Origin of the sequence: Achromobacter aegrifaciens (assembly GCF_902859735.1) — a bacterium.
In the GTDB taxonomy this organism is placed as follows: Bacteria; Pseudomonadota; Gammaproteobacteria; order Burkholderiales; family Burkholderiaceae_B; genus Achromobacter; species Achromobacter aegrifaciens.
On the sequence record NZ_CADIJY010000004.1, the window covers coordinates 529,913 to 545,978 of the forward strand.

Sequence of the window (16,066 nt, forward strand, 5' to 3'; positions counted from 1 at the left end):
TCCTCAGTTGTCCAGCACCACGCCGGATTCGCGCACCACCGCCTGCCATTGCGGCGCTTCGCGGCGCCAGGCCGAGGCGAACGACGCGGGCGTGTCCTGTCCCGGTACGAAGCCGCCCGCCAGGAACGCCTGGCGCACCTCCGGCAAGGCCAGCACCTCGTGCAGGACGTCGGCAAAGCGCGCCACGCGCTCGGGCGGCGTGCCCTTGGGCGCGGCAAAGCCCCACCAGTTGCCCTGCACCACGTCCGGCATGCCAGCCTCGGCCGCGGTAGGCACGTCGGGCAGGCCGGCAAAGCGCTCGGGAGCCGCCACCGCCAAGGCCCGCACCTTGCCCTGCGGCATGTAGGCCGCGGCGATGCTGTAGCCGCCGATGTACATCTGGATCTCGTTGGCCAGCAAGGCCTGCACCCCCGGCGAGGAACCGCGGTAGGCGATGTGCGTCATGCCCGCACCCATGGCATGCGACAGGCGGTAGCCGGAAAGATGCGGCGTAGTGCCCATGCCCGGCGATCCGTAGTTCAGCTTGCCGGCCTGCGCGCGCGCATACTGCGCGAACTGCGCGTAGTCCTGCGCCGGCACTTGCGCGCTGACGTAGACGAAGGCCGGCACGTCCGCCAGCTTGCCCACCGGCTCCAGGTCGGCCAGCGGATCGAAGCCCAGCTTGCGGTACAGGAACTGGTTGATGACGAAGTTGTTGGTCGCGCCCAGCACCAGCGTGTAGCCGTCGGGCTTGGCGCGCGCCACCTCCAGCGCGCCGATGTTGCCGCCGGCGCCCGTCTTGTAATCGACGACGAGAGGCTGGCCCAGACGCTTTTCCAGCAGGGGCTGGATCTGGCGCATGGCCACGTCGCCCGCCGCGCCCGGCGCGTACGGCAGGACGACGCGGATGGGATGATCGGGATACTGCGCCCGGGCGGCCAGCGGCGATGCCGCCAGGCCCCAGGCAAGCAAAACGGATACGGCGCAAGTCCGGTACGTCATGGTGTTCTCCCTGGCCGGCGGGCCGTGCCCGCGCGCGCCGGCCCGGCGGCCGGCAGGTTTTCCTCGCGGATGCTACAGGTCGATGCGCATCAGGTCATGGGCCAGCCGCAGCGGGCCCGAATAGTTCTTGCGGATGTCGGCCACGATCTCGTCCATCAAGTGCGGTCCCATCAGTTCCACCGGCAGATGCTTGGCCGCGGCGCGCTTGATCACCGGACTGGTCGAATCGAAATGGCCGAAGTGCGTCGCCACCAGGCTCTTGACGCCCGCGCGGCTGGCGATGATGCCAAGGTCCGTGGGGCTGGTGTGCGCATAGGTGCCCACGCCGGTCTTGGCGCGGTGCGCGATGAATGATTCTGGAAAGGTGCATTCATGGATCAACAGGTCTGCGTCCTGTGCCAGGCGCACCATGGCTTCACAGGGCGCGGTGTCGCCGCTGAACGCGATGACCTTGCCTTCGGCCTCCACCCGCACGCCGAAGCATTCGCAGACGTCGCGCGGAATGTGCTCCACCCAATCGACCGAAATGCGCACCCTGCCGTCGTCGAACACCGGCCCGGGGCTGACTTCCCGCACCTCGGGCCGCATGGCTTCCAGATTGGCCTGGCGTACCGGATAGGCGCTGCGCGCCTGGTAGTCGGTGTGGTAGGCGCCGTTCTCGAACAGGTGGTCGACGAAATGGCGGGTGCCCTTCGGCCCCAGCACCAGCGGCGCGCCGGTCTTGTTCAGCATCCAGCTGGAGATGACGAAGTAGGGATAGTCGCAGATGTGGTCGTGGTGCAGGTGCGTCAGGAACACGAAGCCGACCTTGGCCGGATCGACGTTGGCGCGCACCATCTGGCGCGTGGCGCCCTCGCCGCAGTCAAACAGGTAGTGGGTATCGTCATCCAGGGTCAGCAGGATGGCGGACTGGCCCCGGTCGGGATCGGGCAGCGCGGCTCCGGTTCCCAGCATCGTGATCTTCATGTTTTCCCCTTTTGCACAGGTCGGTTGAACTGCGATCCAGTATAGGGATGGGGTGCATACAATCTAATCAATTATTAGAATGCTGTGATAACCAACAGGAATTGCAAAAAATGCCTGCCACGCCCCGCATTCCCGAACTGCACCACATTGGCGGACGCCTGCGCATGCGCCACCTGGACCTGCTGCGCGCCCTCTATGCCCTGGGCAGCGTGCACAAGGCCGCGGCCGAGCTCGGCATGACGCAGCCCGCGGCCAGCAAGCAGCTGCTGGAACTGGAAGACATGTTCGGCGTGCCGCTGTTCCAGCGCACGCGCCGCGGCATCGTGCCCACGGGCTTCGGCCATGCGCTGGCGCGCAAGGCGGATGTGCTCTGGTCCGACCTGTCCGGCGCGCGCAACGAGATCGCCGCGTTGGCCGCCGGCGCCAGCGGCCGCATCCGCGTCGGCGTGCAGCAGGTGGCCCTGCCCGTGCTGGTGCCGCGCGCCCTGCAGCGCCTGCGCGCCGACCATGCCGGCGTCACCGTCATGCTGCAGGAAGGCGCGCACGACGCGCTGCTGGCCGGCCTGGCGCGCGGCGAACTCGATTGCGTACTGGGCCGCCTGATGCTGGACGCGACACAGCCCGTGTTCCGTACCGAGGTCCTGTACGAAGAGCCCATCTGCGTGGTGGCGCGCGTCGGCCATCCGCTGGCCAAGTCCACCCGCATCACCGCCGCTGCGCTGGCGCGGCAGGACTGGATCCTGCCGCCGCCCCAGGCGCCACTGCGCCAGCGCATCGACTCCTACTTCGCCGAACAGGGACTGACGCTGCGCGCGCCCATGGCCGAATCGGTATCGCTGCTGGCCAACGAGGTGCTGTTGCGCAGCAGCGACCTGCTTTCGGCCATGCCGCGCGCGGTGGCGCAGCACTATGCCGCGCTGGGCGTGCTGGCCATCCTGAGATTCCGCCCAGACTGGAACCTGCCGCCGGTAGGCGTGGTGCAGCGCGCGCAGGTTGAAGCGGCGCCGGCGCTGCAGCGCTTTCTGGACGCGCTGCGGGTGGAAGCTGGCGCGCTGGGCGCGTAGCGCCGCAGCCGCCTCCCGGTCTCAGGCGTATTGCGCGAGACCGTAACCGAAAGACCAGTTCTCTTTCGCCACCTCCACCAGGTTCACGAACACGTCCTCGGGCCGCAGGCCGGGATCTTCGCCCAGGCGCTGCGCGATCCGCTGGAACAGCGCCTTCTTCTGTTCCAGGCTGCGCGTGTTGTTCGCCGTGATCTGGATGTAGACGAGGTCGTCGCTGCGCGCCACGTCCATGTAGGTCGGGCTATAGCGGAAGTTCGACGCCTCATGCTCGGTCATGGTCATGAATTGGTCGTCTTCGGGAACATTGAACGTTTCGCGCATGGCCAGATAGATGTTGTCGAAGATGGCCTGGCGATAGGCTTGCGGCTTGCCAGCGCGCAATGAGACATGGACTAGCGGCATGGTGGTTCTCCGTTGTTGTGCCGTTCCATGTTAGCCATTCTGATAAGCTATGGCTCTATATTTCAATGATAAACATCTGAAATGACTGAACGCCCACTGGATATCGCCGCGGTCAGGGCCTTTGTCCGCATTGCCGAACTGGGCAGCTTCACGCGCGCCGCCGAAGTCCTGCAGACGACGCAGGCCGCCATCAGCCTGAAACTCAAGCGGCTCGAGGACCGGCTCGGTTTCCGCCTGATCGAACGCACGCCGCGGTATGTGGAGCTTTCGGCCAGGGGCGCCGCCTTTCTTGGACAGGCGCGCGAACTGCTGGCGGCGCATGACCGTGCACTGTCCGCGGCTGCCGAGGACAGGCAGCGCCTTGCCGTCGGCATCAGCGAACACGTGGCGGGACCGGAACTGCCGGCGCTGATCGCGCGCATGAACGCGGCGGATCCCCAGTTGCTGATCGAAATCCGGATTGCCTCATCCGGCGATTTGCTCCAGAGCTACGACCGGCGCGAACTCGATACGGTGATCGTGCGCCTGCATGCGGGACGCGACGACGGCCAGGTCCTGACCAAGGAAAAATTCGGTTGGTACGCGGCGCCCGACTGGCAGCACCGGGCAGGCGAACCGCTGCCCCTGGCCACCATGGCGCAACCTTGCGGCGTGCGCGCCATCGCCGAACAACTGCTCGACGAATCGGGCATACCGTGGACGGAAGTTTTTGTGGGCGGCGGCGTAATGGCGGTCGCGTCCGCCGTGATGGCGGGACTCGGCGTTGCGGCGCTGTCTCCGCGCATGCTGCCCTTCGGCGCGGTCGACGCGGGCCCGAGGATGGGACTGCCTGCCCTGCCGCAACTGCCGGTCTTACTGCACACCAGGGTCAGGGATGGCCGCGCGCGCGATGCGCTGACGGCCCTGGGCGCGGCGTTCCGCAGCGCAGTGAAAGGCTGAAAACGTCAGGAACGGCCGCCCAGGCTGCCGCCGCCATCCACGCCCAGCACCTGGCCGGTGATGAAGCCGGCGTCGTCCGACAGCAGGAATGCAATCGCGGCCGCCACTTCGGCGGGCGTGCCCAAACGCTTCATGGGCACGGAGGCCAGCGCGCGCTTTTCGGCGTCGCTGCCGGCAGGCCGCGTGGCGCGGAACATCTCGGTTTCGATCGGGCCGGGGGCCACCGCGTTGGCGGTGACGCCGTATTCGGCCAGTTCCAGCGCCCAGGTGCGCGTGCAGCCGACCAGCGCGCTCTTGGCGGCCGAATAGGCGGTGCGCTCCAGGCCGCCGTGGATGGCGCGGCTGACCACGTTGACGATGCGCCCAGCGCGGCGCACCTTCATGGATTCGATGAAGGCCTGGGTGACTTGCACCGCCACCCGCACGTTCAGGTCGAGCACGTTGTACAGCGTGGCCAGATCGATCTCGCCCAGCGGCTGGGGCGAGACGATGCCGACGTTGTTGACCACGGCGTCGACCGGGAATTTCTCGCGGATCTCGCGCAGCACCTCTTCGGTGCGGCCGGCGTCCGCCAGGTCACAGGCATAGAGGTAGCCCGGGAAGTCCACGTCGGTGGTGTTGCGCGCGATGCCCACCACATGACAGCCCATGTCGGACAGCCGCTGAGTAAGCGCCCAGCCTATGCCTTTGGTGGCGCCCGTGACGAGCACGCATTTGTCCTTCATGGGTTGAAACCTCGCTTCTGTTTTCTTGGTAAAAAACGGGCGCTTGGGCGCCCGGTCTTCCAAGTAGACACCATCCGGCGCCACCTGTCTTGTAAATTGCGTAGCAATTCTTGCCTGCCGGACAGCCTGCCCGGCCGCAAGGGACCGGCCCTTTTCAGACGTCCCGGGTGACCGGAACGCGCGGCGCCAGGGCGCACAGCAGCTCGTAGCCGATGGTCCCGGCGGCCAGGGCCACCTCGTCCACGGAGGGGCCTTCCTCGCCCCAGAGCGACACGGGGGAGCCGACGCCGGCGGCGGGGACGGGCCCCAGATCGACGATCAGCATGTCCATGGAAACACGGCCCACCAATTGGGTGCGGATGCCGGCCACCACCACCGGCGTGCCGGTGGTGGCGTGACGCGGATAGCCGTCGGCATAGCCGCAGGCCACGATGCCGATGCGCATGGAGCGGTCGGCGCGGAAGATGGCGCCATAGCCCACCGAATCGCCGGCTTTCAAATCCTGCACGGCAATGATTTCCGATCGCAGCGACATGGCCGGTTTCAGACCGAAGGAAGATGCTTCGGCGTCCGCGAACGGCGACGCGCCGTACAGGCAGATGCCCGGGCGCACCCAGTGCGCCTGGGTTTCCGAGGCAACCGCGATCTCGGCAAAGCGCAGCGTGGCAGCCGAATTGCAGACGCTGATGGCGCCCGGCATCTTATGCGTCACCGAATTGAATACCGCCAGTTGCTCGTTCACGCCCTGGGGGCCGTCGGCGCAGGCGAAATGGGTCATCTTGCCCACCGAGCCCAGCACGCCCTGCTGTTGCAGCAGCATGGCGCGCTCATGCGCCGCGGCATAGGCGGCGGGGCTGAAGCCCAGGCGGTTCATGCCGCTGTTCAGTTTGAGCATGATGTCGACGCGGCGCGAGAAGCGCGCGCGGGCCAGCATGTCCAGTTGCTCGCGGTTGTGCACCGTGGTGCTCAGGTGGTAGCGGTCGACGATGTCCAGGTCGGAGGGTTCGAAAAAGCCTTCCAGCAGCAGGATGGGGCCGCCCCAGCCCGCCTCGCGGCAGCGCACCGCTTCGTCCAGGTCCAGCATCGCCAGGCCTTGGGCCTTGGAGAAGCCGGCCACGGCCTGCTCGATGCCGTGTCCATAGGCATTGGCCTTGATCACTGCCCAGATCGAGGGCGGCAGGCCGGAAGCCGCGGCGGCCGTCTGGTCCAGGTGGCGGCGCACGGCCGCAAGATTGTGCGCAAGCGCGGAAACGGAGACGGTGGCGGATATGGGACGCGGCATGGTGTGGGATCCTGTGGCGCTTAAGTCTAACTGATCCGCGTCCCGCACGGCATGGCGCCGTGCCGCCGGAATGCGACTACTCTAAAATGGATCGGTCCAGGCCCCCAGGGCCAGATCCGCAATTCCAAATATGCCCATCGATCACTACGAGAACTTTCCCGTCGCCTCGCTGCTGCTGCCGCGCAGGCTGCGCGGCGCCGTGACCGATATCTACCGTTTCGCCCGCGCAGCGGACGATATCGCCGACGAAGGCAGCGCCACCGACGCGGAACGGCTGAGCCAGCTGGCCGCGTTCCGCGCCGAGCTGCACCGCATCGGCGCCGAACCAGGCGCCACGCCCGAACCCGGCTCGCCCGAACTGGCCGGCATCTTCGTGCCGCTCGCGGCCACCATCGCGCGCCACCAGTTGCCCATCACGCCGTTCTACGACCTTTTGTCCGCCTTCGAACAGGACATCAGCGTCAAGCGCTACGAAGACTACGCCACGCTGGCGGACTACTGCACCCGCTCCGCCAACCCTGTGGGCAGGCTGATGCTGCACCTGTTCGAAGCCACCAATCCGCATAACGTGACCGAGGCCGACGCCATCTGCACCGGCCTGCAGCTGGTGAATTTCTGGCAGGATGTACGGGTGGACTGGCACAAGCAGCGCGTCTACCTGCCGCAGGAAGACCTGCGCCGCCACGGCGTGACGGACGAGGACCTGGCCGCCTGCCGGTTGACACCCGCCTGGCGCGACCTGATGGCCTTCGAAGTCGAACGCGCCCGCGCACTGCTACACTTCGGCGCTCCGCTGGCGCGCCGCCTGCCGGGCCGCATGGGCCTGGAGCTGCGTCTGGTGGTGCAAGGCGGGCTGCGCGTGCTGGAGCGTATCGAGGCGGGCGGCTACGATGTATTCATGAATCGCCCCGAATTGGGCGCCAAAGATTGGGCCATCATGTTGTGGCGCGCAATTACCTGATATGACCCCTGACGAATATTGCCAGGAGAAAGCCGCCAAGAGCGGTTCCAGCTTCTACTACTCGTTCCTCTTCCTGCCGCCCGAGCGGCGGCGCGCCATCACGGCGCTGTATGCGTATTGCCGCGAAGTGGATGACGTGGTCGACGAATGCACCGACCCGTCGCTGGCCCGCGTCAAGCTGGCCTGGTGGCGCACGCAGGTCGACCAGATGTACAACGGCAATCCGGACCACCCGGTGACGCGCGCGCTGCAGCCGCACCTGCAAAGCTGTTCGATCACGCGCGAACGCCTGCTGGCCGTCATCGACGGCATGGAAATGGACCTGGACCAGACCCGTTACCTGGACTGGCCGGGCCTGCGCAAATACTGCTGGCACGCCGCCGGCGTGGTGGGCGAACTGTCGGCCGGCGTCTTCGGCTACTCCGACCCCAAGACCCTGGTCTACGCGGAAAAGCTGGGCCTGGCGTTCCAGATGACCAACATCATCCGCGACGTGGGCGACGACGCCCGGCGCGGCCGCATCTACCTGCCGGTCAACGACATGCAGCAATTCGAGGTCAAGGCCTCGGACATCCTGAACGGCGAGTACTCCGACCGCTTCAGCGCGCTGATGAAGTTCCAGGCCGAGCGCGCCCGCGGACTGTACCGCGAGGCCATGAGCAACCTGCCCGAGGCGGACCGCCGCGCGCAGCGCCCGGGCCTGATGATGGCGGCCATCTACCACGCGCTGCTCGACGAGATCGAGCGCGACAACTGGCAGGTGCTGCATCAGCGCATCTCGCTCACCCCTTTGCGCAAGCTGTGGCTCGCCTGGAAGACCTGGGTGGGCGGCGGACGCGGACTGGTCCGCCGGTTGGCGCGGTGAAGGCCGCGGTCATCGGCGCTGGCTGGGCTGGCCTGGCAGCCAGCGTCGCCCTGCGCGAAGCCGGCGCCAAAGTCACCGTCTTCGAAGCCGGCCATACGCCGGGCGGCCGCGCCCGGCGCGTCTTCCACACCGATTTCGACGCGCCGCTGGACAACGGCCAGCACCTGCTGTCGGGCGCCTACAAGCACACGCTGGCGCTGATGCGCCGCGTCGGCCGCAACCCGGACGCCTTGCTGATGCGCCGGCCGCTGCAACTGGCCAGCCTGGACGGCCGCTTCCGCCTGGCCGCGCCGCGGCTGCCGGCCCCATTGCACATGGCGGCGGCGATCCTGCGCGCGCGCGGCCTGGCCTGGAAGGACCGCCTGGCGACGCTGCGCCTGATGCGCGGCCTGAAGACCATGTCCTGGACGCCGCCGCGCGAATGGACCGTCCTGCACCTGCTGCACTACCACGCGCAATCGGATGCGCTGATCCGCCAGGTCTGGGAACCGCTATGCCTGGCCGCGCTGAACACGCCAACCGCCACGGCCAGCGCCGCGCTGTTCGCGCGCGTGCTGCGCGACAGCCTGACCGGCAGCCGCGAAAACAGCGACATGCTGCTGCCCTGCACCGACCTGTCCGCGCTCTGGCCCGACGCCGCCGCGCGCCAGGTGACCATGCGCTACGGCAGCACCGTGCGCCAGCTCCGCCCGTCGGCTGAAGGCATCGACATCAACCAGGAACGGTTCGACGCGGCCGTGCTGGCGGTACCGCCCGCCTTTGCCGCGCGGCTGCTCGACGCCCCGCTGCGGGAAGCGGGCGCCACCGGGCTGCTGGATGCGCTCAAGGCATTCGAGTACATGCCCATCGCCACGCTGAACCTGCGGCTGCAGGATCCCTGGCGCCTGCCCGAACCCATGATGATGCTGCGCGAGGAATCCGCCCGCGACCACTACGGCCAATGGCTGTTCGACCGCGCGCAGCTGGCCGGCGACACCAAGGCCGGCGAACTGGCCGTGGTGACCAGCGCGGCCACCGGCATCGCGGAACGCAACCGCCGGCAGGTCATCGAAGCGCTGATCGACCAGGTGGCCGAACAGGCGGCGCGCCATCCCGCGCGCCTGCCGGCCATGCCGGAAGTGACGGCCGCGGAACTGTTCATCGAGAAACGCGCCACCTTCGCGGCGGTGCCGGGCCTGACCCGGCCATTGAATTCCACGCCCTGGCCCACGCTGGCGCTGGCCGGCGACTGGACCGACACGGGCTACCCTGGCGTGCTCGAAGGCGCGGTGCGCAGCGGCCTGCAGGCCGCCCGCGTGCTGAATCCGGCAGCAGCCTGAACGCCGCCCGCAGGCCTTAGCGCAGCAGGCTGGCAGTGGCCAGCCCGGCCGCCGTCAGCAGCAGCGACCCGATCAGGCTGAACCCGGCATAGCCCAGCGCGCTGGCGTAGGCGCCGCGCTCCAGCATCGCCACCGTCTCGGCCGAAAAGGTCGAGAACGTGGTCAAGCCTCCCATGAAACCCGTGATCGCGCCCAACCGCACCCAGGCCGGCCATTCGGGATGCCCGGCCACCAGCGCCAGGACCAATCCGACCAGGTACCCGCCGGCCAGGTTCACCGCGAAGGTGCCCCAGGGCCAGGACTCCACGTTGAGCCACATGCTGACCAGCCAGCGGGTCCAGGCGCCGAACATGGCGCCCAGGCCCACGGCCAGGAAATTCAGGGGAATCAGGGTTTGGTATACGGACATCGGATTTCAGGACGCCTTGTGCTGTTTGAGGCGGAAGGAAAAGACCAGCAGCAGTATGCCGAAAAACACGGCGTAGGCGCCGATGACCCAGACCAGCGCCAGCGCACCCGCGCCCGGCTGCATGATCAGCATGCCGCCGAACAGGATGGACACCAGGCCCGAGAGGCCGAGCAACCACTCGTTGCGGATGTCCTTGCGGAAACGGATGGCGGCGACAACCTGGAATATGCCGGACACCAGCGCCCAGATCGCAATGATGTAGAGCAGGACGAGCGCGGTCAGGCCTGGATAGAGGAAGGTGACGATGCCGGCCGCGATCCCCAGCAGGCCCACGATGATGAGCGCCCACAAAGGTTTGCCGTTGTCGCGGATGCGCACGCCGGCGACCAGGGCCAGCACGCCGTCCACCAGCGCGAAAGCGCCCCACACCAGCACCAGCGCGGACAAGGTGATGGCAGGCATGAGCAAGGCCATGAGCCCGAACAGGATGGCGACGACGCCGCGCAACGCCACCCAACCCCAATGACGACCGATCTGATCCACGACTTGCTGTTCAAGCATGACGACCTCCGGTGTTTGTAACGGGTGGCCTATCTTATCGCCGCTGGCAGGCAGGCGCCACGACGCGCCCTTTTCTGCCGACGCTTGCCCCGAAACCAATTGAAATTTCCTTGGGCGGACCACGGAGGCATTTATAAGAGTCATTCTCATTAAATGTTAGAATCCGCGGGCTTTCACCCTATACCCCATGGACAGTCAACCCACTCCCCGCCGCCGGGCCTATTGGCTCAAGACGCTGCACCAATGGCATTGGATCAGCTCGGCGCTGTGCCTGCTGGGCATGCTGTTGTTCGCGGTGACGGGCCTGACCCTGAACAATGCCTCGCATATCGAGTCCCGGGCGGTCGTGACCAGCCGCGAGGCCCGCATGCCGGACGCCGTGCTGCAGCAACTGTCCCCCCCGCCAGCCCAAAAAAAGGCGCCGCTGCCCGCGCCCGTCGCGCAATGGCTGGACCAGACGCTGGATGCCTCCGCCGCCGGCAAACCGGCCGAGTGGTCGGCCGACGAGGTCTACCTGTCGCTGCCGCGCGCTGGCGGCGACGCCTGGCTGTCCATCGACCTGGCCAGCGGCGACGTGGAATACGAACGCACCGACCGCGGCTGGATCTCGTACCTGAACGACCTGCACAAGGGGCGCAACACCGGCCTGGCCTGGAGCTGGTTCCTGGACATCTTCGCCGTCGCCTGTCTGGTCTTTTCGCTGACCGGACTGGTGCTGCTCAAGATGCACGCCGGCAACCGCAGCGCGACCTGGCCCATGGTCGGCCTGGGCGTGGTGATCCCGGTGGTGCTGGCCCTGCTTTTCATACATTGATTCCAACGATCCGCCCCTGGAGATTTCCATGCGCAAGCTGTTGCTGTCGGCCCTGCTGGCCGGCCTGATCGCCCGAACGGCCCAAGCGGCCGACATCGGCCTGTCCATCGAGATCCCGCGCCTGGACGTGGCGGAGTACCACCGCCCCTACGTCGCGATCTGGATCGAAAACCCGGATCAGAGCGTCGCGACCGACCTGGCCGTCTGGTACGACGTGGCCAAGAAGAACAACGAAGGCACGGAATGGCTCAAGGACATGCGCCAATGGTGGCGCCGCAGCGGCCGCAACCAGCAATTCCCGGTGGACGGCGTCAGCGGCGCGACCAAACCCGTGGGCAAGCATGCGCTGAGCTTTGACGCGGCCAGCAAGCCGCTGTCGGGCCTGAAGCCCGGCCAGTACGCCGTGGTGGTCGAAGCCGCACGCGAAGTCGGCGGCCGCGAGCTGCTGCGCATTCCCTTCCAATGGCCGCCGCAAAAGGCCGAGCAATTGACCGCGCGCGGCGAACACGAACTGGGCGCCATCGCGCTCGACCTGAAACCTTGAGATCCCCTAGGAGCGCAACGATGAAATCCGCCGCCAAACTGGCCGCCGCCCTGGCGCTGTGCCTGCCCTTCGCCTCCCAGGCGCATGACGTCTGGATGGTGCCGTCCTCGACGGTGCTGTCGGGCACCGACAGCTGGGTCACCGTCGACGCCGCCGTCGGCAACGACAAGTTCTATTTCAACCACGCCCCGCTGCGCCTGGACGGCCTGGCCGTGACGGCCCCGGACGGCAGCGCCGCCGAAGCCGAGAACATCAACAAGGGCAAGCTGCGCAGCACCTTCGACCTGCAACTGAAGCAGGCCGGCACCTACCGCGTGGCCGTGGTCAACGACGGCGTGTTCGCGCGCTGGAAGGAAGACGGCAAGAACAAGCGCTACTTCGGCAAGCCCGAAGGCCTGGCGCAGGCCGTTCCGGCCAAGGCCGATGAACTGGAAGTCTCGCAAAGCCTGGGCCGCGTCGAAACCTTCGTGACCGCCGGCAAGCCTTCGGCCGTCAAGCCGGTCGGCCGCGGCCTGGAACTGGCGCCCGTGACCCACCCGAACGACCTGTTCACCGACGAGCCCGCCACCTTCCAGATGCTGCTGGACGGCAAGCCCGCCGCCGAACTGGAAGTCAACGTGGTACCCGGCGGCAGCCGCTATCGCGACAAGGTCGGCGAAATCCAGCTGAAGACGGACAAGGACGGCAAGTTCTCCGTGAAGTGGCCGCAGCCCGGCCTGTACTGGATCGAGGCCGGCATGGAAGACGCCAAGGTCAGCGTGCCGCAAGCCAAGAAGCGCCGCCTGTCCTACGCGGGCACGGTCGAAGTGCTGCAGCCCTAAGCCGCCGCAGGCGCATGGCCAACTCTCCTTCGTACGCCCAGCGCGGCGCGCCGGCCGCGGCCGTGCGCGTCGCCTATGGCGCCATGCCGGCAATGCCGGCGGCGCCCGCGGCGTTGGCCGGCGCCACCATGGGCACCACCTGGTCGGCGCGCATGGCGCTGCCGGCCGGACGCACGGAAGCCGCGGCGCGCCATGCCATCCAGGCGGCACTGGACGAAGTGGTCGCCCAGATGAGCACCTGGGAAGCGGATTCCGACATCACGCGCTACAACCAGGCCGCGGCCGGCTGGCAGGAATTGCCCGCGGAATTCTTCCATGTGCTGAGCCACGCGCTGGCGCTGGCCGGGGACTCCGGCGGCGCGTATGACCCCACGGTAGGACCGCTGGTGAACGCCTGGGGATTCGGACCGCACCAGCGCGCCTTCGAGCCGCCCGCGCCTGCCGCCATCGAGGCGGCGCGCGCGCGCTGCGGCTGGCGCCGCGTGCGGCTCGACACCGAACGCCACGCCGCGCTGCAGCCGGGCGGCGCCTATCTGGATCTTTCCTCCATCGCCAAGGGTTACGGCGTGGACCGCGCCGCGATGGCGCTCGATGCCCTGGGCATCACCCAATACCTGGTCGAAGTGGGCGGCGAATTGCGCGCGCGCGGCAAACGGCCCGACGGCCAGCCCTGGCGCGTCGCGATCGAAGTGCCGGACGCGAGCGACGACCATGCGCTGGCCCTGCCGCTATCCGACCGCAGCATCGCCACCTCGGGCGATTACCGCCGCCACGCGGGCAACGGCGACGAGCGCTACGCCCACACCATCGATCCGCGCACCGGACTGCCGGTGCGCAACAATCTGGCCTCGGTCACCGTGCTGCATTCCGGATGCATGCAGGCCGACGCGCTCGCCACCGCCCTGACCGTGCTGGGCGAAGACGAGGGCCTGGCCTATGCGCGCCGCCACGATCTGGCGGCCTTGTTCATCCTGCGCGAGCGCGACGCCTGGCGCGTCGTCGCCACGCCCGCATTCCAGGCGCTTGCCGCCATAGCCTGACGACATGCCAGCAACCCGGTTGATCGCGGCAGCATGCGTGGTGGGCGCCTGGCTGCTTCTGTGCGTCTGGGCCCGCCGCCGCGCCAAGCGCCATCAGGCGCAGCAGGAGCAGGCCTTGCAAGCCCTGCAGGCGCCCGTCCCTGAAGACACGTTGCTGGTCGCCTATGCCACGCAGACCGGCTATGCCGAATCGCTGGCGGCGCAGACCGCCGAATCCCTGCGCGCGGGCGGCCTCGCCGTGCGCGTGGCCTCGCTGGAACAGCTGGATGCCAAGCGTCTTGCGGCGTATCGCCGCATGCTGTTCGTGGTCAGCACCTATGGCGAAGGCGATCCGCCCGACGCCGCCGCGGCCTTCGCCGAACAGATGCAGCAGACGGTCCCGGCGCTGGCCGGCGCGCATTACGCGGTGCTGGCGCTGGGCGACAGCGAATACGCCCAGTTCTGCGGCTTCGGCCATCGCCTGGACGACTGGCTGCACGCGCAGGGCGCGACGCCGCTGTTCGACCTGGTGGAAGTCGACAACGGCGACCCCGCCGCCCTGCGCCATTGGCAACACCACCTGGGCCTGCTGGCCGGACGCAGCGACCTGCCCGACTGGCAGGCGCCGGTGTATGAATCCTGGCGCCTGGCTGCCCGCGAGCAGCTCAATCCACATAGCCAAGGCGGCCCCTGCTACCTGCTGACGCTGACGCCGCCAGCCGATGGCGTGCGCGGCTGGCAGGCCGGCGACATCGCCGAGATCGGCCCGCGGCGCGAAGCCGGCGGCCCCTTGCTCGCGCATCGCGAATACTCGATCGCATCGCTGCCGGAAGACGGTTCGATCCAGTTGCTGGTGCGCCAGATGCGCGGCGCCGATGGCGCGCTGGGCCTGGGCAGCGGCTGGCTCACCCACATCGCCCAGCCCGGCGACGCGATCGACCTGCGCGTGCGCGTCAACCGCAATTTCCACGCCCCTGCCGACGACCGTCCGCTGCTGCTGGTGGGCAACGGCACCGGCCTGGCCGGCCTGCGCGCGCTGATCAAGGCGCGCCGCGCCGCGGGCCGCCGTCGCAACTGGCTGGTGTTCGGCGAACGCAATGCGGCGCATGACTGGTTCTGCCGGGAAGAGATCGACGCGTGGCGCGCCGACGGCACGCTGGAACGCGTGGACGCGGTGTTCTCGCGCGATCAGGCCGACCGCCGCTACGTGCAGCACCATCTGCGCGATGAGGCCCAGGCCGTGCGCGCCTGGGCCGATGCCGGCGCCGCGATCTACGTCTGCGGCAGCCTGCAAGGCATGGCCGGCGGCGTGGACGCCGCCCTGCAGGACATACTGGGCGCCGCGCGCCTGCAGGCCATGCAGCGCGACGGCCGCTACCGCCGCGACGTGTACTGAGCTGCGTTTACTGCAGCTTGATATCGGCCTTCTCGATCACTGTCTTCCAGCGGTCGCGCTCGGCGCGGATCTGCTGGCCGAACTCGGCCGGAGTATTGCCCAGCGGGAACGCGCCCGTCTCTTCCATCTTGGCCGCGGTCGCCGGATCGCGCACGGCGCGGGCGAAGGCGTCGGCCAGCTTGTCGCGCACGTCGTCAGGCATGCCGGCAGGTCCCACCACGCCGTACCAGGCCGTCACGTCGTAATCCTTGTAGCCCTGCTCCGCGAACGTCGGCACGTCCGGCAGACGCGGGTTGCGCTGGGCGCCGGTGATGGCCAGGGCGCGCAGGTGATTGCTCTTCAGATAGGGCAGCGACGACGGGAAATTGTCGAAGATCACCGGCACCACGCCGCCCACCGTATCGGTCAGCGCGGGCGCCGAACCGCGATAGGAAATGCTGTTCATCTTGCCGCCGATGATCTGCAGGAACCAGATCATGCCCAGGTCGTTCACGCCGCCCGCGCCGGCATTGGCATAGCCGTCCTTGTTGGGATTGGCGCGCACGTGCTCGACGAACTCGGCCAGCGTCTTGGCTGGAAACTGCGGATTCACGCTGAGGATGTTGGGGCTGGTGACCAGGTTGCTGACGGGCGTGAAATCCTTGACCGGATCGTAAGCCAGCTTGGGGAACAGGTGCGGCGCGGTGCCGTGCGTGCTGACGGTGGCCAGGCCCACGGTGTAGCCGTCCGGCTTGGCCCGTGCGGTGGCGGTCATGCCTATGGTGCCGGACGCGCCCGTGCGGTTCTCCACGACGATCTGCTGGCCCAGGATCTCGCCCGCCTTGGCGGCCGCAAGCCGGCCCACGATATCGGTCGGGCCGCCCGCCGGGAACGGCACGATCAGCGTGATGGGATGGTCGGGAAAAGCCGCGTGGGCGGCGGGCAGCATGGCGGCCAGCGCCAGGGCTACGCAAGTCTTGCGCATCATGGGTATGTCTCCTGTACGGATGGTTGGAATT

At 68.0% G+C, this 16,066-nt stretch carries 18 protein-coding genes; 10 read left to right on the forward strand and 8 right to left on the reverse strand.

Going from position 1 to position 16,066, the window contains the following annotated elements; translation table 11 throughout:
- Window positions 1-3: 3 nt before the first annotated feature.
- Window positions 4-981 (reverse strand): Bug family tripartite tricarboxylate transporter substrate binding protein, encoded by a 978-nt coding sequence (locus HV766_RS15485; RefSeq protein ID WP_119449292.1) that lies wholly within the window; start codon window positions 979-981, stop codon window positions 4-6.
- A gap of 72 nt (window positions 982-1,053) precedes the next feature.
- Window positions 1,054-1,947 carry an MBL fold metallo-hydrolase gene (locus HV766_RS15490; protein ID WP_013394808.1) on the reverse strand — a complete coding sequence of 298 codons (894 nt, stop codon included), beginning with the start codon at window positions 1,945-1,947 and terminating at the stop codon, window positions 1,054-1,056.
- A gap of 110 nt (window positions 1,948-2,057) precedes the next feature.
- Between HV766_RS15490 and HV766_RS15495 the strand changes: the two genes are divergently transcribed.
- Window positions 2,058-3,011 carry a LysR substrate-binding domain-containing protein gene (locus tag HV766_RS15495; RefSeq protein ID WP_054452434.1) on the forward strand — a complete coding sequence of 318 codons (954 nt, stop codon included), beginning with the start codon at window positions 2,058-2,060 and terminating at the stop codon, window positions 3,009-3,011.
- Window positions 3,012-3,032: 21 nt separating this feature from the next.
- Here the strand turns inward: HV766_RS15495 and HV766_RS15500 are convergent, their stop codons facing one another.
- Window positions 3,033-3,413: a tautomerase family protein gene (locus HV766_RS15500; RefSeq protein WP_054452436.1), complete on the reverse strand. Its 381-nt coding sequence runs from the start codon at window positions 3,411-3,413 to the stop codon at window positions 3,033-3,035.
- 81 nt (window positions 3,414-3,494) lie between these two features.
- On the opposite strand from HV766_RS15500, the gene HV766_RS15505 reads away from it, so the two are divergent.
- Window positions 3,495-4,352: a LysR substrate-binding domain-containing protein gene (locus tag HV766_RS15505; protein ID WP_054452438.1), complete on the forward strand. Its 858-nt coding sequence runs from the start codon at window positions 3,495-3,497 to the stop codon at window positions 4,350-4,352.
- A 5-nt stretch (window positions 4,353-4,357) separates the two neighbouring features.
- Here the strand turns inward: HV766_RS15505 and HV766_RS15510 are convergent, their stop codons facing one another.
- Entirely contained in the window at window positions 4,358-5,077 is a 720-nt protein-coding gene (locus tag HV766_RS15510; protein ID WP_042794220.1) for an SDR family oxidoreductase, read from the reverse strand.
- A gap of 154 nt (window positions 5,078-5,231) precedes the next feature.
- Entirely contained in the window at window positions 5,232-6,359 is a 1,128-nt protein-coding gene (gene alr / locus HV766_RS15515) for an alanine racemase (RefSeq protein WP_054452440.1), read from the reverse strand.
- 130 nt (window positions 6,360-6,489) lie between these two features.
- On the opposite strand from alr, the gene hpnC reads away from it, so the two are divergent.
- From hpnC to hpnE, 3 genes are read left to right on the forward strand one after another with little or no spacing between them, the layout of a single operon-like run.
- The gene (hpnC, locus tag HV766_RS15520) at window positions 6,490-7,320 is read left to right on the forward strand and encodes a squalene synthase HpnC (protein WP_054452442.1); all 831 of its coding nucleotides are present in this window, start codon (window positions 6,490-6,492) and stop codon (window positions 7,318-7,320) included.
- 1 nt (window position 7,321) lies between these two features.
- Window positions 7,322-8,185 carry a presqualene diphosphate synthase HpnD gene (gene hpnD, locus HV766_RS15525; protein WP_054452444.1) on the forward strand — a complete coding sequence of 288 codons (864 nt, stop codon included), beginning with the start codon at window positions 7,322-7,324 and terminating at the stop codon, window positions 8,183-8,185.
- The gene (hpnE, locus tag HV766_RS15530) at window positions 8,182-9,504 is read left to right on the forward strand and encodes a hydroxysqualene dehydroxylase HpnE (RefSeq protein WP_054452446.1); all 1,323 of its coding nucleotides are present in this window, start codon (window positions 8,182-8,184) and stop codon (window positions 9,502-9,504) included. Before hpnD ends, hpnE begins: the two co-directional genes overlap by 4 nt.
- A 16-nt stretch (window positions 9,505-9,520) precedes the next feature.
- Here the strand turns inward: hpnE and crcB are convergent, their stop codons facing one another.
- Window positions 9,521-9,913: a fluoride efflux transporter CrcB gene (gene crcB / locus HV766_RS15535; RefSeq protein ID WP_175181447.1), complete on the reverse strand. Its 393-nt coding sequence runs from the start codon at window positions 9,911-9,913 to the stop codon at window positions 9,521-9,523.
- A 6-nt stretch (window positions 9,914-9,919) separates the two neighbouring features.
- Window positions 9,920-10,474: an HdeD family acid-resistance protein gene (locus HV766_RS15540; protein ID WP_054452451.1), complete on the reverse strand. Its 555-nt coding sequence runs from the start codon at window positions 10,472-10,474 to the stop codon at window positions 9,920-9,922.
- Between the two features lie 187 nt (window positions 10,475-10,661).
- Between HV766_RS15540 and HV766_RS15545 the strand changes: the two genes are divergently transcribed.
- The 5 genes from HV766_RS15545 to HV766_RS15565 are packed head-to-tail and all read left to right on the forward strand — an operon-like array spanning window position 10,662 to window position 15,068.
- Complete coding sequence (locus HV766_RS15545; RefSeq protein ID WP_054452454.1) at window positions 10,662-11,288, forward strand: PepSY-associated TM helix domain-containing protein; 627 nt, start codon at window positions 10,662-10,664, stop codon at window positions 11,286-11,288.
- Window positions 11,289-11,316: 28 nt separating this feature from the next.
- Window positions 11,317-11,832 carry a DUF2271 domain-containing protein gene (locus HV766_RS15550; RefSeq protein WP_088158886.1) on the forward strand — a complete coding sequence of 172 codons (516 nt, stop codon included), beginning with the start codon at window positions 11,317-11,319 and terminating at the stop codon, window positions 11,830-11,832.
- A gap of 20 nt (window positions 11,833-11,852) precedes the next feature.
- Window positions 11,853-12,653, forward strand: a complete 801-nt coding sequence (locus HV766_RS15555; protein ID WP_054452460.1) for a DUF4198 domain-containing protein — start codon at window positions 11,853-11,855, stop codon at window positions 12,651-12,653.
- Window positions 12,654-12,667: 14 nt separating this feature from the next.
- A complete protein-coding gene (locus tag HV766_RS15560; protein WP_175181448.1) occupies window positions 12,668-13,693 on the forward strand; it encodes an FAD:protein FMN transferase in 1,026 nt (341 codons plus the stop codon).
- Between the two features lie 4 nt (window positions 13,694-13,697).
- Window positions 13,698-15,068 carry a sulfite reductase subunit alpha gene (locus tag HV766_RS15565; protein WP_119449288.1) on the forward strand — a complete coding sequence of 457 codons (1,371 nt, stop codon included), beginning with the start codon at window positions 13,698-13,700 and terminating at the stop codon, window positions 15,066-15,068.
- Window positions 15,069-15,075: 7 nt separating this feature from the next.
- Here HV766_RS15565 and HV766_RS15570 read toward each other — a convergent pair whose 3' ends face one another.
- Complete coding sequence (locus HV766_RS15570; protein ID WP_054452466.1) at window positions 15,076-16,035, reverse strand: tripartite tricarboxylate transporter substrate binding protein BugE; 960 nt, start codon at window positions 16,033-16,035, stop codon at window positions 15,076-15,078.
- Between the last annotated feature and the right edge of the window lie 31 nt (window positions 16,036-16,066).